The sequence below is a fragment of the Streptomyces sp. SID5469 genome (genome assembly GCF_009862865.1).
Classification (GTDB): domain Bacteria; phylum Actinomycetota; class Actinomycetes; order Streptomycetales; family Streptomycetaceae; genus Streptomyces; species Streptomyces avermitilis.
The window spans coordinates 7,719,259-7,743,626 of record NZ_WWIN01000001.1 but is presented as its reverse complement, the minus strand read 5'-3'; the positions used below and the strand labels follow the sequence as shown (position 1 = coordinate 7,743,626).

22 protein-coding genes and 1 pseudogene are annotated in these 24,368 nt (G+C 71.3%); 10 read left to right on the top strand and 13 right to left on the bottom strand.

Annotated features, from left to right (window positions below; all coding sequences use genetic code 11):
* Window positions 1-38 precede the first annotated feature (38 nt).
* Window positions 39-734 carry a FadR/GntR family transcriptional regulator gene (locus GTY58_RS33590; protein WP_010987865.1) on the top strand — a complete coding sequence of 232 codons (696 nt, stop codon included), beginning with the start codon at window positions 39-41 and terminating at the stop codon, window positions 732-734.
* A 9-nt stretch (window positions 735-743) separates the two neighbouring features.
* Here the strand turns inward: GTY58_RS33590 and GTY58_RS33585 are convergent, their stop codons facing one another.
* The 3 genes from GTY58_RS33585 to fabG all read right to left on the bottom strand — a co-directional run bounded on the left by GTY58_RS33585 (window position 744) and on the right by fabG (window position 2,768).
* The gene (locus GTY58_RS33585; protein WP_037646887.1) at window positions 744-1,088 is read right to left on the bottom strand and encodes a hypothetical protein; all 345 of its coding nucleotides are present in this window, start codon (window positions 1,086-1,088) and stop codon (window positions 744-746) included.
* 187 nt (window positions 1,089-1,275) lie between these two features.
* The gene (gene fabI, locus GTY58_RS33580) at window positions 1,276-2,043 is read right to left on the bottom strand and encodes an enoyl-ACP reductase FabI (protein ID WP_010987863.1); all 768 of its coding nucleotides are present in this window, start codon (window positions 2,041-2,043) and stop codon (window positions 1,276-1,278) included.
* A gap of 5 nt (window positions 2,044-2,048) precedes the next feature.
* Window positions 2,049-2,768 (bottom strand): 3-oxoacyl-[acyl-carrier-protein] reductase, encoded by a 720-nt coding sequence (fabG, locus tag GTY58_RS33575; RefSeq protein WP_010987862.1) that lies wholly within the window; start codon window positions 2,766-2,768, stop codon window positions 2,049-2,051.
* A gap of 270 nt (window positions 2,769-3,038) precedes the next feature.
* Between fabG and GTY58_RS33570 the strand changes: the two genes are divergently transcribed.
* Genes GTY58_RS33570 through tyrS form a run of 3 tightly spaced genes read left to right on the top strand, consistent with a single transcriptional unit; the run spans window position 3,039 to window position 7,266 of the window.
* Window positions 3,039-4,562 (top strand): TldD/PmbA family protein, encoded by a 1,524-nt coding sequence (locus tag GTY58_RS33570; protein ID WP_010987861.1) that lies wholly within the window; start codon window positions 3,039-3,041, stop codon window positions 4,560-4,562.
* Complete coding sequence (locus GTY58_RS33565; protein WP_010987860.1) at window positions 4,559-5,953, top strand: metallopeptidase TldD-related protein; 1,395 nt, start codon at window positions 4,559-4,561, stop codon at window positions 5,951-5,953. The genes GTY58_RS33570 and GTY58_RS33565 overlap by 4 nt, the downstream gene beginning before the upstream one ends.
* A gap of 44 nt (window positions 5,954-5,997) precedes the next feature.
* The gene (gene tyrS, locus GTY58_RS33560; protein ID WP_010987859.1) at window positions 5,998-7,266 is read left to right on the top strand and encodes a tyrosine--tRNA ligase; all 1,269 of its coding nucleotides are present in this window, start codon (window positions 5,998-6,000) and stop codon (window positions 7,264-7,266) included.
* Between the two features lie 75 nt (window positions 7,267-7,341).
* Here the strand turns inward: tyrS and GTY58_RS33555 are convergent, their stop codons facing one another.
* Window positions 7,342-7,617: a GlsB/YeaQ/YmgE family stress response membrane protein gene (locus tag GTY58_RS33555; protein ID WP_010987858.1), complete on the bottom strand. Its 276-nt coding sequence runs from the start codon at window positions 7,615-7,617 to the stop codon at window positions 7,342-7,344.
* Between the two features lie 246 nt (window positions 7,618-7,863).
* Here GTY58_RS33555 and GTY58_RS33550 point away from each other — a divergent pair, with 246 nt between their 5' ends.
* On the top strand, window positions 7,864-8,259 hold the full coding sequence (locus GTY58_RS33550; protein WP_161271978.1) for a DUF3099 domain-containing protein: 396 nt from the start codon (window positions 7,864-7,866) through the stop codon (window positions 8,257-8,259).
* Between the two features lie 329 nt (window positions 8,260-8,588).
* Window positions 8,589-8,786 carry a hypothetical protein gene (locus GTY58_RS33545; RefSeq protein WP_042494607.1) on the top strand — a complete coding sequence of 66 codons (198 nt, stop codon included), beginning with the start codon at window positions 8,589-8,591 and terminating at the stop codon, window positions 8,784-8,786.
* A gap of 27 nt (window positions 8,787-8,813) precedes the next feature.
* Here the strand turns inward: GTY58_RS33545 and moaA are convergent, their stop codons facing one another.
* The 3 genes from moaA to GTY58_RS33530 form a co-directional block, all read right to left on the bottom strand.
* Window positions 8,814-9,803 carry a GTP 3',8-cyclase MoaA gene (moaA, locus tag GTY58_RS33540; RefSeq protein WP_037646886.1) on the bottom strand — a complete coding sequence of 330 codons (990 nt, stop codon included), beginning with the start codon at window positions 9,801-9,803 and terminating at the stop codon, window positions 8,814-8,816.
* A 146-nt stretch (window positions 9,804-9,949) separates the two neighbouring features.
* Window positions 9,950-11,599 (bottom strand): cation acetate symporter, encoded by a 1,650-nt coding sequence (locus GTY58_RS33535; RefSeq protein WP_010987854.1) that lies wholly within the window; start codon window positions 11,597-11,599, stop codon window positions 9,950-9,952.
* Window positions 11,596-11,952, bottom strand: a complete 357-nt coding sequence (locus GTY58_RS33530; RefSeq protein WP_010987853.1) for a DUF485 domain-containing protein — start codon at window positions 11,950-11,952, stop codon at window positions 11,596-11,598. Before GTY58_RS33530 ends, GTY58_RS33535 begins: the two co-directional genes overlap by 4 nt.
* Before the next feature lie 377 nt (window positions 11,953-12,329).
* On the opposite strand from GTY58_RS33530, the gene GTY58_RS33525 reads away from it, so the two are divergent.
* From GTY58_RS33525 to GTY58_RS33510, 4 genes and pseudogenes are all read left to right on the top strand, one after another.
* On the top strand, window positions 12,330-13,865 hold the full coding sequence (locus GTY58_RS33525) for a S8 family serine peptidase (protein ID WP_010987852.1): 1,536 nt from the start codon (window positions 12,330-12,332) through the stop codon (window positions 13,863-13,865).
* Between the two features lie 126 nt (window positions 13,866-13,991).
* A complete protein-coding gene (locus tag GTY58_RS33520) occupies window positions 13,992-15,515 on the top strand; it encodes a S8 family serine peptidase (RefSeq protein ID WP_010987851.1) in 1,524 nt (507 codons plus the stop codon).
* 171 nt (window positions 15,516-15,686) lie between these two features.
* A complete protein-coding gene (locus GTY58_RS33515; protein ID WP_037646885.1) occupies window positions 15,687-17,129 on the top strand; it encodes a CoA transferase in 1,443 nt (480 codons plus the stop codon).
* Between the two features lie 227 nt (window positions 17,130-17,356).
* Window positions 17,357-18,325, top strand: a pseudogene (locus GTY58_RS33510) (CopD family protein).
* A 3-nt stretch (window positions 18,326-18,328) separates the two neighbouring features.
* Here GTY58_RS33510 and GTY58_RS33505 read toward each other — a convergent pair.
* The 6 genes from GTY58_RS33505 to GTY58_RS33480 form a co-directional block, all read right to left on the bottom strand.
* Complete coding sequence (locus GTY58_RS33505; RefSeq protein WP_010987848.1) at window positions 18,329-19,372, bottom strand: zinc-dependent alcohol dehydrogenase family protein; 1,044 nt, start codon at window positions 19,370-19,372, stop codon at window positions 18,329-18,331.
* A gap of 39 nt (window positions 19,373-19,411) precedes the next feature.
* Window positions 19,412-20,089 (bottom strand): lysoplasmalogenase, encoded by a 678-nt coding sequence (locus GTY58_RS33500; RefSeq protein ID WP_010987847.1) that lies wholly within the window; start codon window positions 20,087-20,089, stop codon window positions 19,412-19,414.
* Window positions 20,086-20,955 (bottom strand): sterol desaturase family protein, encoded by an 870-nt coding sequence (locus GTY58_RS33495; RefSeq protein WP_010987846.1) that lies wholly within the window; start codon window positions 20,953-20,955, stop codon window positions 20,086-20,088. The genes GTY58_RS33500 and GTY58_RS33495 overlap by 4 nt, the downstream gene beginning before the upstream one ends.
* Before the next feature lie 143 nt (window positions 20,956-21,098).
* Entirely contained in the window at window positions 21,099-21,809 is a 711-nt protein-coding gene (locus tag GTY58_RS33490; protein WP_010987845.1) for a VIT family protein, read from the bottom strand.
* A gap of 24 nt (window positions 21,810-21,833) precedes the next feature.
* Window positions 21,834-23,063 carry an amidohydrolase family protein gene (locus GTY58_RS33485; RefSeq protein ID WP_010987844.1) on the bottom strand — a complete coding sequence of 410 codons (1,230 nt, stop codon included), beginning with the start codon at window positions 23,061-23,063 and terminating at the stop codon, window positions 21,834-21,836.
* Window positions 23,060-24,343, bottom strand: a complete 1,284-nt coding sequence (locus GTY58_RS33480; RefSeq protein WP_037646973.1) for an amidohydrolase family protein — start codon at window positions 24,341-24,343, stop codon at window positions 23,060-23,062. Before GTY58_RS33480 ends, GTY58_RS33485 begins: the two co-directional genes overlap by 4 nt.
* Window positions 24,344-24,368: the final 25 nt, after the last annotated feature.

The window sequence follows — 24,368 nt, the reverse complement described above, 5'->3', positions numbered from 1 at the left end:
CGCGCAGAACCGCACACGGGCCCGTACGAAGGACCGTCATGCCGCTGAGCCACCCCCGCCGTTCGGCACTGTCCGAGCAGGTCATCGCCGAGCTGCGGAATCAGATCACCTCGGGCGAGTGGCCGGTCGGTTCGCGCATCCCCACCGAGCCCGAGCTGGTCGAGCAGCTGGGCGTCGCCCGGAACACGGTCCGCGAGGCCGTCCGGGCCCTCGCGCACAACGGTCTGCTCGACATCCGCCAGGGTTCCGGCACCTACGTCGCGGCGACCAGTGAGCTGGCGGGTGTGATGCACCGCCGTTTCGCGGACGCGGACCCCCGGCACATCGCCGAGCTGCGTTCCACGCTGGAGTCGGGTGCCGCGAAGCTGGCCGCGAGGCGGCGCACCGAGCGCGATCTGAAGCAGCTGGACACGCTCCTCGTACGCCGCGAGGAGGCCTGGGAGTCGGGCAACGCCGAGGCCTTCGTGACGGCCGACGCGACCTTCCACATGGCGGTGGTGGCCGCGTCCCACAACGACGTCATGACGGCGATGTACGCGGACCTGGGCGAGGTGCTGCGCGACTGGCTGCGCGAGGACGTCGGCGAGGAGCTGACTCCGGAGACGTACATGGACCACGCCCGCCTGGTCGACGCGATCCGTACGGGCGACGCGGAGGCGGCGGCGACGGAGGCCGCCGGGTATCCGTTCCTGTGCCGGCCCGGGCGGCGGAAGTCCGCCCCCGCGGACGGCTGACGAGAGCCGTCACTTCTCGTGGCTGACCCACACCGAGCGGATCTCCTCCCAGCACCGCCCGCTCAGCCGGACGGTCATCGCCGGTCCGGTGTCGACCGGCGCGCTGTCGGTGTCGAGATCCCACCAGCGGTCGCATTCGATGTGCAGGCGTACGCGATCCGTGTCCACGTAGGGGTTGTGGCAGTACGCGACCGCGTGGGAGCCGGTGACGCTGGTACGGCACTCGGCGCCGAAAGGCTGCGGGTCAGCGGGTTTTCGGTCCGCCACGCGCGCGTGGGGCATGGCGTCGGACGGCAGGACCATCACCAGAGTGACGGCGAGGATCACCGGGGCGAAGCGGCGGGACAGGCGCACAAGGGGGACCTCCTCGGCCGTTCGGCTGCGGGGCGGTGCGTAGTCCCAGCGTGCGTGCTGCCCGGTCCCGGCTGCCCGGCCAGTTGGGCCGAACGGGCGACGCCCCGCTCCCCGCGGTGCGGGAAACGGGGCGTCGGCCTCGTACGAAAGCGACCGGGCGGTCGCGCGTAAGCGATTGCGCAAACGCTTACGCGCCGATCGCGTGCAGACCGCCGTCCACGTGGATGATCTCGCCCGTGGTCTTCGGGAACCAGTCGCTCAGCAGGGCGACGACACCGCGACCGGCCGGCTCCGGGTCCTTGAGGTCCCACTCCAGGGGGGCGCGGGAGTCCCAGACGGCTGCCAGCTCGCTGAAGCCCGGGATGGACTTGGCGGCCATGGAGCCGATCGGGCCGGCCGAGATGAGGTTGGAGCGCACGTTCTGCTTGCCCAGGTCGCGGGCGAGATAGCGGTTGGTGGCCTCCAGGGCGGCCTTGGCCGGGCCCATCCAGTCGTACTGCGGCCAGGCGTACTGCGCGTCGAAGGTGAGACCGACGACCGAGCCGCCGCTTTGCATCAGCGGCAGACAGGCCATGGTCAGCGACTTCAGGGAGAACGCCGAGACGTGCATGGCCGTGGCGACCGACTCGAACGGCGTGTTCAGGAAGTTGCCGCCGAGGGCGTCCTGGGGCGCGAAACCGATGGAGTGCACGACGCCGTCCAGGCCGCCCAGCTCCTCACCGACGATGTCGGCCAGGCGGCCGAGGTGCTCGTCGTTGGTGACGTCGAGCTCGATGACCTTGGTGGGCTTGGGGAGCTTCCGGGCGATGCGCTCGGTCAGCGTGGGCCGCGGGAAGGCGGTCAGGATGATCTCGGCGCCCTGCTCCTGGGCCAGCTTCGCGGTGTGGAAGGCGATGGAGGACTCCATCAGCACACCGGTGATCAGGACGCGCTTGCCCTCGAGAATTCCGCTCATGGTGATCAGTGACCCATTCCCAGTCCGCCGTCAACGGGAATGACGGCTCCAGTGATGTACGAGGCGTCGTCGGAGGCGAGGAACCGCACCGCCGCGGCGATCTCCTCGGGCTGCGCGTACCGGCCGAGCGGCACCTGGCCGACGATGCCCTTGCGCTGCTCCTCGGTGAGCACCTTGGTCATGTCGGTGTCGACGAAACCGGGCGCGACGACGTTGAAGGTGATGTTGCGTGAGCCCAGCTCGCGGGCGAGGGAGCGCGCGAAGCCGACCAGGCCGGCCTTGGACGCGGCGTAGTTCGCCTGGCCCGCGGAGCCGAGGAGGCCGACGACCGACGAGATGAGCACGACGCGGCCCTTCTTGGCGCGCAGCATGCCGCGGTTGGCACGCTTGACCACGCGGAAGGTGCCGGTGAGGTTGGTGTCGAGGACGGACGTGAAGTCCTCCTCGGACATGCGCATCAGGAGCTGGTCCTTGGTGACGCCGGCGTTGGCGACGAGGACCTCGACGGGGCCGTGCTGGTCCTCGATCTCCTTGTAGGCCTGCTCCACCTGCTCGGTGTCCGTGATGTCGCACTTGACGGCGAGACAGCCCAAGTCCGTGAGGGTGGCCGGCGGCTCACCCGACCGGTATGTGATCGCGACCTTGTCGCCGGCCTCGGCGAACGCGCGGGCGATGGCGAGGCCGATGCCCCGGTTGCCTCCGGTGACGAGAACCGAGCGGCTCAACGGATCACCCTTTCGATTAGCGGTCTGAACCCCCTGCAAGCCCCTGCAAGACAGGCGCCGTAGTCGAAAACCTATCGGTCCGGTCCGGCCCACGGGCAATCGGGCACCGACAGTGGCGCGGGGGACTCCCTGTCGGATCCCTACAGAAAGCCGTGCGCCGAGGAGGGCCCCGGGCACATCGGTGCGGTCGTCGGGCGGAAAGATGTGGTGGCCGCCCCGGCTCGCGCGACATGATCGGACCCGACAGGCCACGACAGCAGGGAGACCTCCGTGCCTCATTCCATCGACGAAGCCTTCACGGCACTGCCGCTGCGGGCCCTGGCCGACGCGGCGCTCGCGCGAGCCCGTGCGCTGGGGGCCGAGCACGCGGACTTCCGCTTCGAGCGGGTGCGCAGTGCCGCCTGGCGGCTGCGGGACGCCAAGCCCGCCGGGTCGTCGGACACGACCGACCTCGGGTACGCGGTGCGGGTGGTGCACGGCGGCACCTGGGGCTTCGCCTCGGGGGTGGATCTCACGATGGACGCCGCCGCGCGTGTCGCGTCGCAGGCGGTGGCGATGGCGAAGCTGTCGGCGCAGGTGATCAAGGCGGCGGGTTCCGACGAGCGCGTGGAGCTGGCGGACGAGCCGGTGCACGCCGAGCGGACCTGGATCTCGTCGTACGAGATCGATCCCTTCACCGTGCCCGACGAGGAGAAGTCGGGGCTGCTGGCCGACTGGAGCGGGCGGCTGCTCGCGGCGGACGGGGTCAGTCACGTCGACGCCTCGCTGCTCACCGTGCACGAGAACAAGTTCTATGCGGACACGGCCGGCACGGTGACCACACAGCAGCGGGTGCGGCTGCATCCGCAGCTCACCGCGGTCGCGGTCGACGAGTCCACGGGCGAGTTCGACTCGATGCGGACCATCGCTCCGCCGGCCGGGCGCGGCTGGGAGTATCTGACGGGCACCGGCTGGGACTGGGAGTCCGAACTCGGGCAGATCCCCGAGCTGCTCGCCGAGAAGATGCGCGCGCCGAGCGTCGAGGCGGGCATCTACGACCTCGTCGTCGATCCGTCCAATCTGTGGCTGACCATCCACGAGTCCATCGGCCACGCCACCGAGCTGGACCGCGCGCTGGGCTACGAGGCCGCGTACGCGGGCACCTCCTTCGCCACCTTCGACCAGCTCGGCAAGCTGAAGTACGGCTCCGAGCTGATGAACGTGACGGGTGACCGCACCGCCGAGCACGGGCTCGCGACCATCGGGTACGACGACGAGGGTGTCGAGGGCCAGTCCTGGGACCTCGTGAAGGACGGGACGCTCGTCGGCTACCAGCTCGACCGGCGCATCGCGAAGCTGACCGGCTTCGAGCGGTCCAACGGCTGCGCGTACGCCGACTCCCCCGGGCATGTGCCGGTGCAGCGCATGGCGAACGTGTCGCTCCAGCCGGATCCGGCCGGTCTGTCGACCGAGGGACTGATCGGCGGCGTCGACCGCGGGATCTACGTCGTCGGTGACCGCTCCTGGTCCATCGACATGCAGCGCTACAACTTCCAGTTCACCGGGCAGCGCTTCTTCAAGATCGAGAACGGGCGGATCACGGGCCAGCTGCGCGATGTCGCGTACCAGGCGACGACCACCGACTTCTGGGGCTCCATGGCGGCCGTCGGCGGTCCGCAGACGTATGTCCTGGGCGGCGCCTTCAACTGCGGCAAGGCCCAGCCGGGTCAGGTCGCGGCCGTCTCGCACGGCTGCCCGTCGGCCCTCTTCAAGGGCGTCAACATTCTGAACACCACGCAGGAGGCCGGCCGATGACCGCTCGTACGAACAAGCCGCACGAGATCGTCGAGCGCGCCCTCGAACTGTCCCGGGCCGACGGCTGCGTCGTGATCGCCGACGAGCACTCCACCGCCAACCTGCGCTGGGCGGGCAACGCGCTGACGACGAACGGCGTCACGCGCGGACGTACGCTCACCGTCATCGCGACCGTCGACGGCCGTGAGGGCACCGCCTCCGGTGTCGTCTCGCGCTCGGCCGTGACGGCACAGGAACTGGAGCCCCTGGTGCGGGCGGCCGAGGCCGCGGCGCGCGGTGCCGCTCCCGCCGAGGACGCCCAGCCGCTGGTCACGGGCGTCCCCCAGGCACCCGACTTCACGGACGCGCCGGCCGAGACCTCGTCCGCCGTCTTCACGGACTTCGCGCCGGCGCTCGGTGAATCGTTCGCACGCGCGCGTGCGGGTGGCCGGGAGCTGTACGGCTTCGCCAACCACGAACTCGTCTCCAGCTATCTCGGTACGTCGACGGGTCTGCGGCTGCGCCACGACCAGCCCAACGGCACCCTGGAGCTCAACGCCAAGTCGCCGGACCGGACGCGCTCGGCGTGGGCCGGGCGCTCGACGCGCGACTTCAAGGACGTCGACCCGGCGGCGCTGGACGCGGAGCTGGCGCAGCGCCTGGCGTGGGCGGAGCGGCGTATCGAGCTGCCCGCCGGACGCTACGAGACGCTGCTGCCGCCGACCGCGGTCGCGGACCTGCTGATCTACCAGATGTGGTCGGCGGCGGCCCGGGACGCGGCCGAGGGCCGGACGGTGTTCAGCAAGCCCGGCGGGGGCACGCGCATCGGCGACAAACTCTCCGAGCTGCCCCTGACGCTGCGCAGCGATCCGAACGAGCCGGGGCTGGAATCCGCGCCCTTCGTGCTCGCGCACTCCTCGGGCGACGACGCCTCGGTGTTCGACAACGGGCTGCCGCTCAAGGCCACCGAGTGGGTGAGCGAGGGCGAGCTGAGGCATCTGACGACCACCCGGCACAGCGCGGCCCTGACCGGGCTGCCGGTCGCGCCGGCCATCGGGAACCTGATCCTGGAAGGCGGTGAGGACCGTTCCCTGGAGGAGATGGTCGCCGCCACCGAGCGCGGGCTGCTGCTGACCTGCCTCTGGTACATCCGCGAGGTCGACCCGGCGACGCTGCTGCTGACCGGGCTGACCCGGGACGGCGTCTACCTGGTGGAGAACGGGGCGGTCGTCGGCGAGGTGAACAACTTCCGGTTCAACGAGTCGCCGGTCGGTCTGCTGGGCCGGGCGACGGAGGCGGGGCGCACGGAGAAGACTTTGCCGCGTGAGTGGAGCGATTGGTTCACTCGGGCCGCGATGCCCGCTCTGCGCATCCCGGACTTCAATATGAGCTCGGTCAGCCAGGGCGTATAACCTCGTACCTGCATTACGAGACCACTCAAGGAGATACGAGAACCGTGACGGACATCGTCGATGAGCTGAAGTGGCGGGGGCTGGTCGCCCTCTCCACCGACGAGGACGCATTGCGCAAGGCGTTCGCGGACGGTCCCGTCACGTTCTATTGCGGATTCGACCCGACGGCGCCCAGTCTGCACCTCGGCAACCTCGTGCAGATCCTGACGATGCGCAGGATCCAGCAGGCGGGCAACCGTCCGCTGGGCCTGGTCGGCGGTGCCACCGGTCTGATCGGTGACCCGAAGCCGAACTCCGAGCGCACGCTGAACTCCCGCGAGGTCGTCGCCGAGTGGGTGGAGCGGCTGCGCGCGCAGATCGCGCCGCTGCTCGACTTCGAGGGTCCGAACGCCGCGATCATGGTCAACAACCTGGACTGGACCCAGGGACTGTCGGCCATCGAGTTCCTGCGCGACGTCGGCAAGTACTTCCGGGTCAACAAGATGATCGCGAAGGAGGCCGTCTCCCGGCGGCTCAACTCCGACGCGGGCATCAGCTACACCGAGTTCAGCTACCAGATCCTCCAGGGCATGGACTTCCTGGAGCTGTACCGCAGGTACGGCTGCACGCTGCAGACCGGCGGTAGCGACCAGTGGGGCAACCTCACCTCGGGCACCGACCTGATCCACCGGGCCGAACCGGACGCCGTGGTGCACGCGCTGGGCACCCCGCTGATCACCAAGGCGGACGGCACCAAGTTCGGCAAGACGGAGTCCGGCACGATCTGGCTCGATCCCGAGATGACCACGCCGTACGCCTTCTACCAGTTCTGGCTGAACGCGGACGACCGTGACGTCTCCAAGTTCCTGCGCATCTTCAGCTTCAAGTCCCATGAGGAGATCGAGGAGCTGGAGAAGCAGACCGAGGAGCGCCCCCAGGCCCGCGCCGCGCAGCGCGCGCTCGCCGAGGAGCTGACGACGCTGGTGCACGGCGCGGACCAGACGGCCGCCGTGATCGCCGCGTCCAAGGCCCTCTTCGGCCAGGGCGAGCTGACCGAGCTGGACGAGGCGACGCTGGCCGCGGCGCTCTCCGAGCTGCCGCACGTCAAGGTCGCCGAGCCGGCCCCGGTCGTGGACCTCTTCGCCGAGGTCGCTCTGGTGGCCAGCAAGTCGGCCGCGCGGCGCACGATCAAGGAGGGCGGCGCGTACGTGAACAACGTCAAGGTCGCCGCCGAGGACGCCGTCCCCGCCAAGGAGGACCTGCTGCACGGGCGCTGGCTGGTGCTGCGCCGCGGCAAGAAGAACCTGGCGGCGGTGGAGGTCACGGGCGGCTGAGCATCCTGGCTCGGCCCGGGCCGAGGACGTACGAAGGGGGCGGTCCCGTCACGGACCGCCCCCTTCGCCATGCCGTCAGGCCCGCTGTTTGCTGCCCCGCATCGCCATGTACAGCATGTCGCCGAGGAACACCAGGACGACCGCTGCCGCCAGCTGGAGGCCGTGTCGGCCCCAGTCGATGCCCTTGGTCTCCGCGATGCCGAGGCCCTGTGCGATCGCGTTGCCGACGATGGCGCCGATGATGCCCATGATGGTGGTCAGCCAGAGCGGGCTGTGCTGCTTGCCCGGCAGGATCAGTTTGGCGAGCAGACCCAGCACAAATCCGACGATGATCGCCCACAACCAGCCCATGGCTGCCTCCTCGTACGGCTCGACGTGAGCATTACGCCCAGTTTCGGCCGGTGTGCCATACGGCGCATGTCGGGCAGAGCCGTACGCGGTACGGCGCAGCCGGTCCGCCCAGGCAGGGGGTGCCCCGGTCTCGTAGGCGGCGCAGAGGCGGCGTAACGTGGGATGTGTTCGGGCCTGGTCCCTGACCGGGTTCGAGCCGGGTACGGGGCGGGGGCGAGTCCGATACAAGGCGGATGGTGGAACGTGATGCGGAAGCAGGGCAACGGCGGCAACGCTGAGGTGTTCCGGATCACCGGCGCCCGGCAGGGTCTCGCCGACGACGTACGCGGGCGGCAGCGGCGCTATGTCATCTCGATGGCCGTGCGCACGGTCTCGGTGATCCTCGCGGCCACCCTCTGGAACGTGGAACGGCACGTCGCCGTGGTTGCGCTGGTGCTCGGCGCCCTTCTCCCCTACATCGCCGTGGTGATCGCCAACGCGGGCCGGGAGAACGCGCCCTCGCTCCCCTCGACGTTCGTCACCACCCCGATGCGTCCGATGATCGCGCCGCCACGGGCGGACGACTCCGCGGAACCCGACCCCGAGGGCGTGTCGGCCGAGCCCGGAGCCCAGGTGCGCAGCGAGCCGCACGAGCGGGCCTGACCACGGCGGATGCGCCAAAACCGGAATCGCACTCCGCATCAAGCTCAAGAAAAGCTCAGATCAATCATGTTGTTCCGGTGCCGGGCACCGGGTCACGCGTGACATACTTCGTACGCGCTCCGCATCCCCCGTCGGAGCGACAGACCGACGCCGGGCAGCTCCCCCCGTGGCTGCTCGGCGTCGCCTTTTGTGATGTGTCGCGTTGTCACGTGTCGCCTGTTCGTGTCGACCGGTTGCTACGGGGTGCCGGGATCGCGGCCCCGTGCGCGGGTTAGGGTCGGAGCGTGATTTTCAACGCCCCCGGCGCCGGCTCCGATCCGTCCTCCCCGATGTGCTCCGCAAAGGGCTGTCGCGCCGAAGCCGTGTGGGTGCTCGCCTGGAACAACCCGAAGCTGCACACTCCCGAGCGCCGCAAGACTTGGCTCGCGTGCGAGGAACACCGCGAGCACCTCTCCCAGTTCCTCGGCGTCCGTGGATTCCTCAAGGACGTCGTCAGGCTCGAGGACTGGGAAGCCGCGCAGAACTGACGAAGCCGCCGCGGGTGCGGCCGCCGATCAGCCGCCGATCGCCGACATCGGCCGCTCCGGCTGGAGGAACGAGGGATCGTCCAGGCCCGAGCCCGCCTTCTTGCCCCACATCGCGAGCCGCCAGATACGGGCGATCTCCTCGTCGGGGGCGTCCGAGCGCAGGGCCGCGCGCAGGTCGGTCTCCTCGGTGGCGAACAGACATGTGCGTATCTGGCCGTCGGCCGTCAGGCGCGTACGGTCGCAGGCCGCGCAGAACGGGCGGGTGACCGAGGCGATCACGCCCACGCGGTGCGGGCCGCCGTCGACGAGCCAGCGCTCGGCCGGGGCGGAGCCGCGCTCGTCGGCGCCCTCCTCCGAGAGCTCGAAACGCGTACGCAGCGAGGCGAGGATGTCGCCCGCGGTGACCATGCCCTCGCGCTTCCAGCCGTGCTGGGCGTCCAGGGGCATCTGCTCGATGAAACGCAGCTCGTAGTCGTGCGCCACGGCCCAGGCCAGCAGGTCGGGGGCCTCGTCCGCGTTCAGTCCCGGCATCAGGACCGTGTTGACCTTGACGGGGGTCAGGCCGGCGTCGCGGGCCGCTTCGAGGCCCGCGATGACGTCCTTGTGACGGTCACGGCGGGTGAGGGTCTTGAAGACGTCGGGGCGGAGGGTGTCGAGGGAGACATTGACGCGGTCCAGGCCCGCCGCCTTCAGGGCGGTCGCGGTGCGGCTGAGGCCGATGCCGTTGGTGGTCAGGGACGTCTGGGGGCGTGAGGCGAGGGCGGCGACCCGCTCCACGATGCCGACCAGGCCGGGGCGCAGCAGGGGCTCGCCGCCGGTGAAGCGGACCTCGGTGATGCCGAGCCGGGTGACGGCGATGTCTATCAGACGGACGATCTCGTCGTCCGTGAGCAGATCGGGCTTGGCCAGCCACTGCAGGCCTTCTTCGGGCATGCAGTACGTGCACCGCAGATTGCAGCGGTCGGTCAGTGAGACGCGCAGGTCGGTTGCCACCCGGCCGTAGGTGTCGATGAGCACGCGGGCCCCCTCCCCTCGATGCGGATCACATTCCTCGGACACCTGTGAGCCTACGTGACAGGACTGACATCGAGAGCGGCCCGATCCCACGAGGTACGACGCGGCCGCGTCGTAGGGATCTACGACGCGGCCGTGGGCGTGGGACCTCAGTGCGCTCCGGTGCCCGACAGGGACCGCACCTCCAGCTCCGCGTACTTGGCGGTGTCCGGCTCCTCCTTCGACAGGATCGTGCCGAGCCAGCCCAGCAGGAAGCCGACCGGGATGGAGACGATGCCGGGGTTCTCCAGCGGGAACCAGTGGAAGTCGACGCCCGGGAACATCGACGTGGGCTTGCCCGAGACCACCGGCGAGAACAGCACCAGGCCGACCGCCGTGATCAGGCCGCCGTAGATCGACCAGAGCGCTCCCGGGGTGGTGAACCGCTTCCAGAAGAGGCTGTAGAGGATCGTCGGCAGGTTGGCGGAGGCGGCGACGGCGAAGGCGAGGGCGACGAGGCCTGCGACGTTCAAGTCGCGGGCGAGGGCGCCGAGGCCGATGGACACGACGCCGATGGCGATCGTCGCGTACCGGGCGGCCCGTACCTCGTCCTTCTCGCTGGCCTGCCCCTTCTTGATGACGTTCGCGTAGATGTCGTGCGCGAACGACGAGGAGGAGGCCAGGGTCAGGCCCGCGACGACCGCGAGGATCGTGGCGAAGGCGACCGCCGAGATGGTGGCGAGCAGGATGGCACCCCAGTTGGAGTCGACGCCTCCCAGGTGCAGGGCGAGCAGGGGTGCGGCCGTGTTGCCCGCCTTGTTGGAGGCGATGATCTCGTCCGGCTTGATGAGCGCGGCCGCGCCGAAGCCGAGCGCGAGGGTCATCAGGTAGAAGCCGCCGATGAGGCCGATAGCCCAGTTCACTGACTTCCGCGCGGCCTTGGCGGTGGGCACCGTGTAGAAGCGGATCAGGATGTGCGGCAGGCCCGCGGTGCCCAGGACCAGGGCGATGCCCAGGGAGATGAAGTCCAGCTTGGTCGTCGAGGTGGCGCCGTACTTGAGGCCGGGCTCGAGGAAGGCGCTGCCCTTGCCGCTGTTGGAGGCGGCCTTGCCGAGCAGGTCGGAGATGTTGAAGTTGAACTTCAGCAGCACCAGGAAGGTGAGCAGCAGGGCGCCGGCGATCAGCAGCACGGCCTTGACCATCTGGACCCAGGTGGTGCCCTTCATGCCGCCGATGGTGACGTACACGATCATCAGCACGCCGACCAGGGCGACGATGCCGATCTTGCCGCCGTCGCTGGTGATACCGAGCAGCAGCGAGACGAGGACGCCCGCGCCCGCCATCTGGGCCAGCAGGTAGAAGATCGAGACGACGATCGTGGAGGTGCCGGCGGCCGTGCGGACGGGGCGCTGGCGCATGCGGAACGCGAGGACGTCGCCCATGGTGTAGCGGCCGGAGTTGCGCAGCGGCTCGGCGACCAGGAGCAGGGCGACCAGCCAGGCGACGAGGAATCCGATGGAGTACAGGAAGCCGTCGTACCCGAAGAGGGCGATGGCGCCCGCGATGCCGAGGAAGGACGCGGCGGACATGTAGTCACCGGAGACCGCGAGGCCGTTCTGGAAGGCGGTGAACTGGCGGCCGCCCGCGTAGAAGTCGGCGGCGTCCTTGGTCTGCCGGCCCGCCCAGACGGTGATGACGAGGGTCGCGGCGACGAACACCGCGAACAGGGTGATGATCAGCGGCCGGTGCTCGCTCGCCTCACCGGCGGCGAGAAGACGTGGGCCGGCCGCGTCGGCGGCCAGGGTGATCGCGGGGCTCATGCGCCGCCCTCCATCCGGGACTTGATCGCCTCGGCCTTGGGATCGAGCTCGGCGGCGGCGTGCCGCGAGTACCACCAGGCAATGAGGAACGTGGTCAGGAACTGGGCGAGACCGAGCACCAGGGCGACGTTGACATTGCCGAAGAGCTTGGTGCCCATGAAGCCGCCGGCGTAGTTCGACAGCAGGACGTAGAGCAGGTACCAGGCGATGAACGCGATGGTCAGGGGAAAGGCGAACGAGCGGTAGGAGCGGCGCAGTTCACCGAACTCGGCGCTCTCCTGCTCCGCGACGAACTCCTCCGTGGAGGGGTATCGGGGATGGACCTTCGAGGGGGGCGGTGCGTCGGTAGCCACGGAGTCTCCTCGCGTTGCGGATGCGGTGACGACGGTGGACGGGGGCGAGTGGGGGTTCGCCGACGGGGACGGGCTGGGCACGGACATGGCGGCTCTGACCTCACAGTGATGTGGATCACAGAAACCGGGTGGTGATGGTAGGCCCCCGGGGTGTGATCCGAAAGGGGGCACGATCGTCCTAGCGCTCCCTGTCCAAGGTCACGGCGCCACGCGTGGGGCGGTTCAACTCGGTCGGGTTCTTTCCGAAGTCGTCGCCGGAAGTCATTGCTGGCCAGCGAGGACGGGAGATAACTTCAGCCTGCACCACCCGCCATGTACCTGCCCGAGCACCACCTGTGTCTCGGGCCGACTGCGTTTCCGGATGATGTGGAGATCCCATGGCTCATCTGCGTTCCAGACGCCGGCTCGCCCTCGCCGTGCCCGTCGCCCTGTCCCTCACCGCGTCCCTGGGCTTCCTGCCGGGCGCGGCGGCCGCGGCCCCGCTCAGCACGCCCGCCTCGGCCTCCGCCTCCCCCGCCGACGGCACCGAACTGGCCTACGTCGTCAACACCAAGACGGACCGTCACACGATCGAGTCGGTGAAGCGGGCCATCGCCCGGGCCGACGGCACCGTCGTCGTGACGTACGACAAGATCGGTGTGATCGTCGCCCACTCGGCCAACCCCGACTTCGGCAAGCAGCTCCGGGCGGTGCGCGGGGTGCAGTCCGCGGGCGCGACCCGGACCGCGCCGCTGACCGCCGCCGGGACGACCGACGAGGGCGCCGCGCAGTACCTGACGAAGACTCAGGCCGCGAAGATCGCCGCGCGGAGCACGGCTTCGGGTGAGGAGCCCCTCGAGGCCGACCAGTGGGACCTGCGGGCGATCGGCGCCGACAAGGCCGCGAAGATCAACCCGGGCAGCAGGAACGTGACGGTCGCCGTGATCGACACCGGCGTCGACGACACCCACCCGGACCTCGCCCCGAACTTCTCCGCCGCGCAGTCCGCCAACTGCGTCGGCGGCAAGGCGGACACGTCGTACGGCGCCTGGCGCCCGGCCAACGCCGACCACTACCACGGCACGCATGTGGCCGGCGAGATCGCCGCCGCCCGCAACGGCATCGGTGTCGCCGGGGTCGCCCCGAACGTCAAGGTCGCCGGCATCAAGGTGGCCGACCCGGTCAGCGAGCTCTTCTACCCCGAGAGTGTCGTCTGCGCCTTCGTGTTCGCCGCCGACCACGGTGTGGAGGTCACGAACAACAGCTACTACGTGGACCCGTGGCTGTACAACTGCATGGACGACCCCGACCAGCGGGCGATCGTCGACGCGGTCAACCGGGCCCAGCTGTACGCCCAGCACAAGGGCACCCTCAACCTCGCCTCGGCGGGCAACTCCAACGACGACCTCGACTCGCACGCCCTCGTCGACGACTCCAGTCCCGACGACTCGACCGCGGTGCCCCGCACGGTCGACCCCCACAAGTGCTTCGACGTGCCGACCCAGCTGCCGGGCGTGGTCACGGTCAGCGCGACCGGTGTCGCGAGCACCAAGTCGTACTACTCCAGCTACGGCGACGGCGTCATCGACATCGCGGCCCCGGGCGGTGACAAGTTCCAGCTCCCGGACACGCCGTCGAAGAACGGCCGCATCCTCTCCACGATGCCGAACAACGAGTACGCGTTCCTCCAGGGCACGTCGATGGCGTCGCCGCACGCCGCGGGCGTGGCCGCACTGCTGAAGTCGGCCCACCCGTCGGCGACCCCGGCAAAGCTCCAGGCGCTGCTCAAGGCGCAGGCGGACAACCCTGGCTGCCCGACGGACCCGTACGACGGGGACGGCGACGGTGTCGTGGACGCGACCTGCGTGGGCGGCAAGCGGGTGAACGGCTTCTACGGCTTCGGCATCGTCAACGCGCTGCGCGCGGTGAAGTGACCCCGCCTGTAGGTCGCTCGAGCATCCGCACAGCCCGTACGGCTCATACGGCCCGTACGGCTCATACAGCTCGCACGGCTGGTATCGCGAAAACGAACTGGATATCGCGAACGAACTGGAGACACCATGACAGCGCCCCGTAAGCGCTCCCGTCGGGCCGTGGCCATTCCGCTGGGAATGGCCACGGTCACGGCTCTCGCCTTTCTGCCCAATGTCAGCGCCTCGGCGGCCGAGACGGCCGCCCCGGGGACCGTGACGGCGGACGCGACCTCGCTGAGCTACGTCGTCAACGTCCGTCCCGGCCACGGCACTTCGTCCGTCGTGAAGAAGGCCATCGCCCAGGCCGGCGGCACGATCGTGACGTCGTACGACCAGATCGGCGTGATCGTCGTCCACTCGTCGAACGCCGACTTCGCCAAGACCGTCCGCCGTGTGCGCGGGGTGGACTCGGCGGGTGCCACCCGCAACGCGCCGCTGCCCGCCCAGTCGACGACCGACGTGGGGACGCCGAAGGCGCTCACCTCCGAGGAGGTGGCGAGCGCTCAGGCGGTCGACGGGCAGGACCCGTTGGAGCCGCTGCAGTGGGATCTGCCGGCCATCCAGGCGGACAAGGCGCACGAGAAGACGCTCGGCAGCTCGAAGGTCACGGTCGCCGTGATCGACACCGGCGTCGACGACACCCACCCCGACATCGCGCCGAACTTCGACCGCGACGCCTCGGTCAACTGTGTGACCGGCAAGCCCGACACGACCGACGGGGCCTGGCGCCCGAGCGCCGCGGAAAGCCCGCACGGCACCCATGTCGCGGGTGAGATCGCGGGCGCCAAGAACGGCGTCGGCATCACCGGTGTCGCGCCGGGCGTGAAGGTCGCCGGCATCAAGGTGTCGACCACGGGCGGCTACTTCTACACCGAGTCCGTCGTCTGCGGGTTCGTGTGGGCGGCCGAGCACCACGTCGACATCACCAACAACAGCTATTACACCGACCCCTGGTACTTCAACTGCGCCGACGACCCGGACCAGAAGGCGCTCGTCGACGCCATCACCCGGGCCTCGCGGTACGCGGAGAAGAAGGGCACGGTCAATGTCGCGGCGGCGGGCAACGAGAGCTACGACCTCGCCGCCGACTCGATCACCGACCCGGTCTCCCCGAACGACGGCACGCCGTCGGACCGGGTGATCGACCCGTCCAAGTGCTATGACATCCCGACCCAGTTGCCGGGGGTGGTGACCGTCGCGTCGACCGGCGCGAAGGGCATCAAGTCCTCCTTCTCCAACTACGGACTCGGTGTCATCGACGTGGCCGCGCCCGGCGGCGACTCGACCCGCTACCAGACCCCGGCCCCGCCGGCCACCAGCGGTCTGATCCTCGGCCCGCTGCCCGGCGGCACGTGGGGCTACATGGCCGGTACGTCGATGGCGACCCCGCACGTCGCCGGCGTCGCCGCGCTCATCAAGTCGACGCATCCGCACGCCCCCGCCGCCCTGGTGAAGGCGCTGCTGTACGCCGAGGCCGACGCCACGCCGTGCACGGACCCGTACGACATCGACTCCGACGGCAAGATCGACGCGGTGTGCGAGGGCACGAAGAACCGCAACGGCTTCTACGGCTGGGGCACCGTGAACGCGCTGGCCGCGGTCACGAAGTAGGACCCACGCCGAGCAGGACCCACGCGAAGCGGGGCTTCCGCGAAGCAGGGCTCCCGCGCGGGTGGTCGGGCCGGTCGGCGTCTGCCGGCCGGCCCCTGTGCCGTGCCGTGCGGTGCCGTATCCCCGCCCCTGGTCCACATGTTGATTCAGTACACCCTGCATAGTGCCGTCATGACTGCTGTGAACACGGAGTTCGCCTGGGCCGCGCTGGGCGGCGATCCCGCACTGACCGAGCGGGTCTCGACCGTCGTACGGGACGGGGCGCTGAAGGCGCGGCTGCCGGTACGGGAGCTCGCGCGGGCCTGCGTGGCGACCTGCGCGCTGGCCGCCGCCGAACTGGGCGCGCGGCGGGCCGGACGCGCGGACGTGCCCGGGGTGCGGGTCGACGACGGGGCGGTGGCCACGGCGTTCGTGAGCGAGCGGCAGCTGCGCGTCGACGGGCGGGCGCCGGTCACCTTCGCGCCGCTGTCCCGCTTCTGGCGCACGGCGGACGGATGGGTGCGGACGCACGCGAACTATCCGCATCACCGGGAGCGGCTGCTCTCCGCACTGAAACTTCCGGAGGACCCCGCGTCCGTCGCCGCGGCCCTCGCCGAGCGCTCCTCCAGGGAGATCGAGGACGCCGTGTACGGGGCCGGAGGCCTCGCCGTCGCGCTGCGCACCCCCGAGGAGTGGGCGCGGCACGAGCAGGCCGTCGAGGTCGCCGCCCGCCCCCTGGTCGAACGGCGGCGGCCGGGCGGGGGCCGGGCCCGTCGGCCGGCGGCGCTCTTCGGCAGTCCGCTGCTGCCCGCCGCCGGGCTGCGGGTGCTCGACCTGACCAGGGTCATCGCGGGCCCGGTCGCCACCCGTACGCTCGCCCTGCTCGGCGCGGACGTGCTGCGCGTCGACTCCCCGCAGCTGCCCGAACTCGTGGACCAGCACGCCGACACGGGCTTCGGCAAACGGTCCGCCAAGGTCGGCCTCGGCACGGACAGGCGCACCTTCGAGGAGCTGCTCGCGGCGGCGGACGTCGTCGTCACCGGCTACCGGCCGGGCGCCCTCGACCGGTTCGGGCTCTCGCCCGAGGCGCTGGCCGAGCGCCGGCCCGGGCTGGTGGTGGCGCAGCTCTCGGCGTGGGGCGCGTACGGGCCGTGGGCCGAGCGGCGTGGCTTCGACAGCCTGGTGCAGGTCGCCACGGGCATCGCGGCGGTCGAGGGGTCCGGGCGGCAGGAGCCGGGCGCGCTGCCCGCCCAGGCTCTCGATCACGGCACGGGGTATCTGCTGGCGGCGGCCGTGCTGCGCTCGCTCACCGAGCAACTGACGGACGGCGGGGCCCGGTTCGTACGACTGGCGCTGGCGCGGACCGCGGGCTGGCTGCTGGAGGGGCGCGCCGCGGGCGAGGCGGGGAACGCCGTACACGCCGGCGCGGGGGCTGCCGCGTACGCCGAGGCGGGGGCTGCGTACGCCGGCGCGGGGGCTGCCGCCTACGACGGGCCGGATGCCTGGCTCGCCGAGCGGGACAGTGAGCTGGGGCGGCTGCGGTACGCCCTGCCGCCCGTCTCCTTCGCCGGCGGACCGGTCGACTGGGCCCGGCCGCCGAGCCCTTGGGGGACGGATGGCGCGCGCTGGGCCTGAGTCGCCCGTCGGGCCGGACGCGTACTGCCGAAACGTACCTGCCGAGCCGTACCTGCCGAAAACATACCTATGGGCGGAATGCCGTTCCCCCAGTTCTTCTGATGCGCTTGCCCCGGTCTGTGCCGACTGGTGAAGGTCTTGGGGTGAGCCTGATACGACCGCCGGCCGGCCCGAACGGCGGTGACGCGGCCCCTTCGCCCGTCCCCGCCGCCGCTCCGGCCCGGCGCCTGTCCCCCGGCCGGGCCGTCGCCGTGCTCGCCCTGGTGGCGGTCGCCGCGCTGATCCCGCTCCTCGGCCCCGCCGCCGCGCTGCACGGCACCGGCGAGGCGGCCGCGCCCGGAGCCGGTGGCATCGCCCTCCTGCGTACGGTCCTGTTCGCGGCGGTGTGCATGCCCGCGGGCGAGTGGTTCGCGGGCCGCCTGGCCCGCCGCGTGCCGGGCGCGCCCTTGGCAGACGCGTCGGACGCGCCGCGCGGCTGGGCGCCTGGTTCGCGGCCGGCGCCGGTTTCCGTCGCCGCGCCTGGGGCTCCCCCTCGGTCGTGGCCACCGGGAAACTCGTACCGGATTCGCCTCGCCGAGATCGACGTCGGCGGGCTGTACCGGACCCGGGACGGCGCCCTCGCCCTGCTGGAGGTCAACGCGTTCGCCGTGGCCGGCCTGTGCGCGCTGTCGCGCCGCCCGGCCGGCCGGGTGTGGCCGTCGGCCGCGGTGGTGGTCGCCGAGGCACTGCGCGTCCACCCCACCACGGAGCACAGCCCGTCGGTCGGCTCGGGCCTGACGCTCGTTCACCTGACGTGCGCGGTCCTGTGGGCGGGCGGGCTGCCGCATGTGCTGCGCACGGTGCGGCGGTGGCGCGCCCCTGGACCCGGCGCGGCTCTGCTGGGCCTCTACGCGCGCGTGGCGGCCGTCCTGCTGGCCGCGATCACCGCGACGGGGGTGTGGAGCTCGCTGCGCCGCATGCCTGCGGGCACGATCCCGCACCAGCTGACGGCGACGGCGTACGGGCGCACCCTGGTCGCCAAGGTGTTCCTCGTGGCCGCCGTCGCCGTGCTCGCCCTGTGGGCCCGCCGTCGGCTGCGCCGTGCCGACGACCCGCTCGGCGCCTGTGTGCCCGCGCGTGCGGAGGTGGTGGCGCTGGGCGTGGTCGTGGCGGTGTCGGCGCTGCTGACGGCGCTGCCGCTGCCGATCCGCTGGTGAGCGTCAGTTGGTGACGAGCACCTTGAGGGCGGTGCGCTCGTCCATCGCCTTGTAGCCCTCGGGCACGCCTTCCAGGTCGACGGTCCTGTCGAAGACGGGCGAGGGGTCGATCCTGCCGGCGAGGATGTCGGGGAGCAGCTCCGGAATGTAGGCGCGTACGGGGGCGACCCCGCCGCGCAGGGCGATGTTCCGGTCGAACATGACCCCCAGGTCGAGCCCGGTCCCGCTGCCGTGCGGCACGCCGACGAAGCCGATGGCGCCGCCGTCCCGGGTGATGTCCACGGCCGTCCGCATCGACTGCTCGGTGCCGACCGCCTCCACGACACAGTGCGCGCCCTGCCCCCGGGTGAGCTCGCGGACGGCCTCGACGGCCGCCTCCCCGCGCTCGGCGACGACGTCCGTGGCACCGAAGCGGCGCGCGATGTCCGTACGCACCTCGTGGCGTCCGAGCGCGATGATCCGCTCGGCGCCGAGCCGCTTGGCGGCGAGTACCGCGCACAGCCCGACGGCGCCGTCCCCGACGACGGCGACGGTCGCCCCGGGACGGGCTCCGGCGCCGAGGGCGGCGTGGTGCCCGGTGCCCATGACGTCGGAGAGCGTCAGCAGCGCGGACAGCAGGTGTTCGTCGGAGGCCGCGTCCTTGGGCAGCTGGACGAGGGTGCCATCGGCGTAGGGCACGCGCACGGCCTCGCCCTGGCCGCCGTCGTGGCCCACGGAGCCCCAGAATCCGCCGTGCTCGCACGACGTGGTGAGACCCTCGCGGCAGTAGTCGCACACGCCGTCGGACCACATGAAGGGCGCCACGACGAGGTCGCCGCGCCGGACGCCGGTCACCTCGGAGCCGGTCTCCTCGACGATGCCGAGGAACTCGTGCCCGATGCGCTGCCCCGGCTGCCGGGCCGCCTCGCCGCGGTACGCCCACAGGTCGCTGCCGCAGATGCAGGCGCGCAGCACCCGTACGACCGCGTCGGTGGGCTGCCGCACCACGGGTTCGGGCACGTCCTCCACGCGCATGTCGTACGGGGCGTGGATGGTGGTGGCGCGCATGGCGAGGGTCCTTCTCGTGCGATGTTCCGGTGCGTGCGCTCAGGGGGTGGTCGAGCGCACCTCACCGTACGCCGCCGCCGGCGCGGTTGGCGCGCCGAGGGTGTCCGTCACGCCGCGGACCAGCAGATACTGGCCCGCCGCATAGGTGAGCATGATCCAGAAGTCGGGTCGTGGGAGCTGTGGCCAGTCGGCGACGCCGGTGGCGATGAGCGTGTCGGAGAGCAGGAAGAGGGCACCGCCGAGCCCTGCGACGGGCCCGAGCCGGGTGGCCCCGTACGCCATCGCGGTCAGCAGCAGGCTGTAGCCGACGACGGGGACGCGCAGCCCGGCGGGAAGGCCGGGCCACAGGAGGGCGACGGTGGTGACGAGGACGAGCCCGTAACCGCCGGCGAGCAGGGCGCCACGCGCGCGCGTCCGGCCGTGCCGCGCGAAGAGCACGAGATAGCAGACGTGCCCGGCGGCGAAGGAACTCATCCCGGCGAGGAAGGCCGGGTCGGCGTCGGACAGCAGGAGGACGTCGCCCGCCCAGCCGAGGAGCAGCGCGACGACGAGGAGGCGGGGTCCGCCGCGTACGGCCGCGTAGGCGGCGAGCAGCGGCATCAGGAGGGGCTTGGCGAGCAGGTGTCCGGTGTCGGACCCGAGGGCCTGGGAGGCGAGGTCGGCGACGACGGCGAAGGCGAAGGCCCCGAGCAGCACGCGCGCGGCGGCCGGCCTCACGCGACGGGCTCCGTGACCGGCTGCTCAGCCGCCGGCCGCACGGGCTGCCAGCCGGGCCCGCGGAACACCCTGCCCGCCCGCTCACGCCAACCGCGCGCCGCCCGCAGGTCCTTGGCGATGGCGACGTACTCATGGGTGGCGACGCGCAGGGGGTTGTAGGTGGCGATGTTCTTGGTGAGTCCGTAGACGGGCCGCTCGGTCTCGGGGACGAAGGAGCCGAAGATCCGGTCCCAGACGATGAGGATCCCGCCGAAGTTGCGGTCGAGGTACCCGCCTTGGGAGGCGTGGTGCACCCGGTGGTGCGAGGGCGTGTTGAAGACGAACTCGAACGCCCGGGGCAGCTTGTCGATGCGCTCGGTGTGGATCCAGAACTGGTACACGAGGTTCACGGAGGAACAGAACGCGAGCGCGGCCGGATGGACGCCGAGGGCGATGAGCGGAACGTAGAAGGGCCAGACGGTGAGCGAGGTCCAGGGCTGGCGCAGGGCGGTGGTGAGGTTGAACTTCCGGCTGGAGTGGTGGACGACGTGGCAGGCCCAGAGGATGCGGATGACGTGGTGGCCGCGGTGGGACCAGTAGTAGAAGAAGTCCTGCGCGAGCAGCATCAGCGGGACGGTCCACCACAGGACGGGGACGCGCAGGGGCGTGAGTTCGTAGATCGCCGTGTAGACCGCGACGATCGGGATCTTCCACAGGAGGTCGAAGACGAGACTGCCGAGGCCCATGCCGACGCTCGTCGCCGCGTCCTTCGTCTCGTACCCTTCCGCGTCCTCCTCGGGATGGATCCGTACGCTCACGATCTCGATCACGGTGAGCAGCACAAAGGCGGGTATCGACCACAGCACGACATCGGGCAGGTTCGGCATGGGTGCACCGTAGGACTGTCCGCGCGCTGCCGCCAGACGTTGTTACTGACAAGTATTACCGGCGGTATGCGCTTGCTTCTTGGTGATCTCCACCAAGGGGGCGCGCACGGTCGGTCTCCCGGCCCACGCGTCCTGTCCCCGGCTCACACCCCGGCCGCCCCCAGCAGCGCGCCCGCCGCATAGGTGACCCCCATCGCCAGCGCGCCGCCGCCCACGTTGCGCAGCACCGCCCGCCCCGGCCGCGCCGCCCCCAGCCGCGCGCTCACCCACCCGGTGACGACCAGCGCGGCGAGGACGGAGAGCACGGTGACGGGCAGGCGCCAGTCGGCCGGTGGCAGCACGATCGCCAGCAGGGGCAGCAGCGCCCCCACCGTGAACGCCAGGAAGCTCGCCCACGCCGCGTGCCACGGGTTCGCCAGCTCGTCCGGGTCGATGCCGAGCTCCACGCGCGCGTGGGCGCGCAGCGCGTCCCGCTCCGTCAGCTGCTGCGCCGCCTCCCTCGCCACGTCCCGGGACAGCCCCCGCTCCTCCAGCAGCTCCGTCAGCTCCTCCAGCTCCGCCTCGGGCTGCTCCGTCAGTTCCCGTTTCTCCAGCGCCAGTGCCGCCTTCTCGGAGTCCCGCTGCGTGGAGACGGACACGTACTCCCCCGCCGCCATCGACATCGAACCGGCCAGCAGCCCCGCCAGACCCGCCGTCAGCAGTGCGGAGCGGGCGCCCGTCGCGCCCGCCACGCCGACGACGAGGCCCGCGGTGGAGACGATGCCGTCGTTCGCGCCGAGGACCGCCGCCCGCAGCCAGTTCAGGCGGGAGCCGAGCGCGCCCCCGTGTGCCTCGTCGTGCGTGGGTTCCGTCACGAGGGGAGGATGCCACCCACGGTGTCACCAGACGCGTACCGACCCTCCCCGCGCGAAGACGGGACTCGTCGCGTCCGCCGGTGGCTCTTCCAGCGGCCGCGCCAGCTCCGCCACCGTCGGTCCCACCTTCGCCGCGATCGGGTCGAGCAGGGAGAGGTCGAAGCCGTACACCCGTGCCGCGTTGCCGCCGGCCATCGCCGCGATCTCCGTGCGCGGCAGCCCCGCGTAGGCGATCCGCAGGCCTTCGCGCGAGTACGGGTACGTCCCCTCGTCGTGCGGGTAGTCGCTGCCCCACATGATCTTGTCGAGGCCGATGCGGTCCCGCAGCGGCACCTCGTGCGGGCGCATGAAGCTCGCGCCGACGAAACAGTTGTCCCGCCAGACCTCCGACGGCCCCTTGCCCATGGCCCGGTCCAGGCCGGCGCCGAACTTGGCCTCCGCCGTCGCCGACTTCGGGCCGGCCGCGACCAGACGGCCGTGGTAGTAGTCCAGCATGTCCAGGACCCCGGGGATCCAGCCCGAACCCTGTTCCGTGAGCACCAGCCGCAGGCCCGGGTGACGGCGGAACGCTCCGCCGAACACCAGGTGCCACAGCGCCCGGTGCGAGAACCACGTCGTCTCCACCATGAAGACCGCCCGCGCGGCCGGTTCGTCGCCCAGCGGCGGGGACGCCGAGCCCGCGTGGTGGTTCACGGGCACGTCCAGCTCCTCGCACACCGCCCAGATCGGGTCGTACGCTTTCGAGTACAGCTCCGGCAGGCCCGAGCCCGGTGGGGTGCCGGGGAGCAGGAGGCCGCCCCGCAGGCCCGCGCCGGCCGCCCAGCTGATCTCCTTCACCGCCTCCTCCACGTCGTTCAGGAGGATCTGGAAGACGCCCGCCCGGCGGCCGGGTGCCGCCGCGCAGAAGTCCGCCAGCCAGCGGTTGTGGGCCCGCAGGCCGGCCCACCGCTGCTCGAACTCCGCCGCCGTCGGCGCGGGCGCCATCAGCGACGCCGACGGGAAGAACGGCGGGATCGTGTTCGGGAACACCACCTCCGCGACGATCCCGTCCGCCGCCAGCTCCGCCAGGCGCCGCTCGGAGTTCCAGTTCCGGTCCGCGGTGTCGGCGAGCAGGTCCTCGTACGGATTGACGTAGGTGGCCGCCCACGCGTCGAACGCGTCGTGGTGCCGCTTCGCCAAGTACGGCCTGTAGTCGAGGAGATCGGCGCCCGCGTGGCAGTCGGCGGAGATCACCGTGTACCGGTCGTCGGTCATGGGGTCGTCCCCAGGGCCGGGAAGTCGTGGCCGGTCAGCCAGTGGCGGCCCACCTCGCGCGAGCGCGCCCAGGACGCCTCGACGGCCGCCCGGTCGTCGGACTGGCCGAGGTCGGCCGGGGTCGGCCCGATCCGCCGGGCGAGGGGGGCCAGCTTCTCGACGTCGAAGCCGAAGACCTCCGCGGCCGCCAGGCCGAGCATCCGGCGCGTCTCCCCGACCGGGATGTCATGGAAGGTTTTCGACAGCCACGCGCGCGTGTCGGGCCAGGTGCCCTCGGGGTGCGGGAAATCGCTGCCCCAGAGGATGTTGTCGACGCCGATCTCGTACCGCTGGGCCAGTTCGCGGCGCTTGGTGTTCGTCGCGCAGATGAAGACCTGCCGGTCCAGGTACGCGTGTGGCGGGCGCGTCAGTTCGGCGAAGGGCGACAGCTTCTTGCCGCCGTGCGCGCCGAGGTAGAGGCGGTCCATGAACCAGAGGAGATTGGGGAGCCACCAGCAGCCCGACTCCGCCACGCCGAACCGCAGCCCCGGGTGCCGCTCGAAGACGCCCGACCACAGCAGGAACCAGAGCGGCCGGGCCGGCCACCAGGTCACCTCGCTCACATAGATGCCCAGATGGTCGCCGTACTCGTGCCGGGGCGCCGCCCCCGAGTGCGTGAGGACCGGCATGCCGCACTCGGCCGCCGCGGTCCACACCGGGTCGTAACGGCGGTCGTGGTAGGGCTCCTTGTCGACCCACATGGAGGGGATCATCAGCGCGCCGAGGCCCGACTCCTTGGCCCGGTACACCTCCGCGACCACGCGGCCGGGCTCGGCCGTGACGGGCAACAGGGCCACCCCGCAGTGCCGTTCGGGGTGTCCGGAGACGAAGTCCGCGAGCCAGCGGTTGTGCGCCTGCGCGCCCGCCATGCCCAGCTCCGGATCCTGGTCGCCGGAGAGGCCGAGGCCCACGCCGAAGGGGGCGGCGGTCCGGCTGTCCACGGCGTCGGCGTCCGGGAAGACGACCTCGGCGGCCACCCCGTCGCCGTCCAGCTCCTTGAGACGCTGGGCGGTGTCCCAGCCGCCGCGCAGGCCCTCCTCGTTGTCCTGGAACCACTTGTCCGCGAACGCCTCGTTGCGGATGCCGAGCCGCGTCATCTCCTCGCGGCGCCGGTCGCGCCCGGCGAGGAATTCGTCGAAGTCCCGGTGGAAACGGGAGTCCAGGTAGGGCCGGTACTCCTCGGTGGGCAGCCCGGCGTGGCAGTCGGAGGAGATGATCAGGTAGGGATCCTGGTCCGTCACGTCCCTGCCGGTCGCGTCCTTGTCG

Bases quoted from the DNA above. Each gene is read 5' to 3' on its own strand.
- GTY58_RS33590 (WP_010987865.1), top strand. From the start codon at position 39: ATGCCGCTGAGCCACCCCCGCCGTTCGGCACTGTCCGAGCAGGTCATC.
- fabI (WP_010987863.1), bottom strand. From the start codon at position 2,043: ATGAGCGGAATTCTCGAGGGCAAGCGCGTCCTGATCACCGGTGTGCTG.
- GTY58_RS33565 (WP_010987860.1), top strand. From the start codon at position 4,559: ATGACCGCTCGTACGAACAAGCCGCACGAGATCGTCGAGCGCGCCCTC.
- GTY58_RS33555 (WP_010987858.1), bottom strand. From the start codon at position 7,617: ATGGGCTGGTTGTGGGCGATCATCGTCGGATTTGTGCTGGGTCTGCTC.
- GTY58_RS33550 (WP_161271978.1), top strand. From the start codon at position 7,864: ATGCGGAAGCAGGGCAACGGCGGCAACGCTGAGGTGTTCCGGATCACC.
- GTY58_RS33545 (WP_042494607.1), top strand. From the start codon at position 8,589: ATGTGCTCCGCAAAGGGCTGTCGCGCCGAAGCCGTGTGGGTGCTCGCC.
- GTY58_RS33535 (WP_010987854.1), bottom strand. From the start codon at position 11,599: ATGAGCCCCGCGATCACCCTGGCCGCCGACGCGGCCGGCCCACGTCTT.
- GTY58_RS33525 (WP_010987852.1), top strand. From the start codon at position 12,330: ATGGCTCATCTGCGTTCCAGACGCCGGCTCGCCCTCGCCGTGCCCGTC.
- GTY58_RS33520 (WP_010987851.1), top strand. From the start codon at position 13,992: ATGACAGCGCCCCGTAAGCGCTCCCGTCGGGCCGTGGCCATTCCGCTG.
- GTY58_RS33515 (WP_037646885.1), top strand. From the start codon at position 15,687: ATGACTGCTGTGAACACGGAGTTCGCCTGGGCCGCGCTGGGCGGCGAT.
- GTY58_RS33505 (WP_010987848.1), bottom strand. From the start codon at position 19,372: ATGCGCGCCACCACCATCCACGCCCCGTACGACATGCGCGTGGAGGAC.
- GTY58_RS33495 (WP_010987846.1), bottom strand. From the start codon at position 20,955: ATGCCGAACCTGCCCGATGTCGTGCTGTGGTCGATACCCGCCTTTGTG.
- GTY58_RS33485 (WP_010987844.1), bottom strand. From the start codon at position 23,063: ATGACCGACGACCGGTACACGGTGATCTCCGCCGACTGCCACGCGGGC.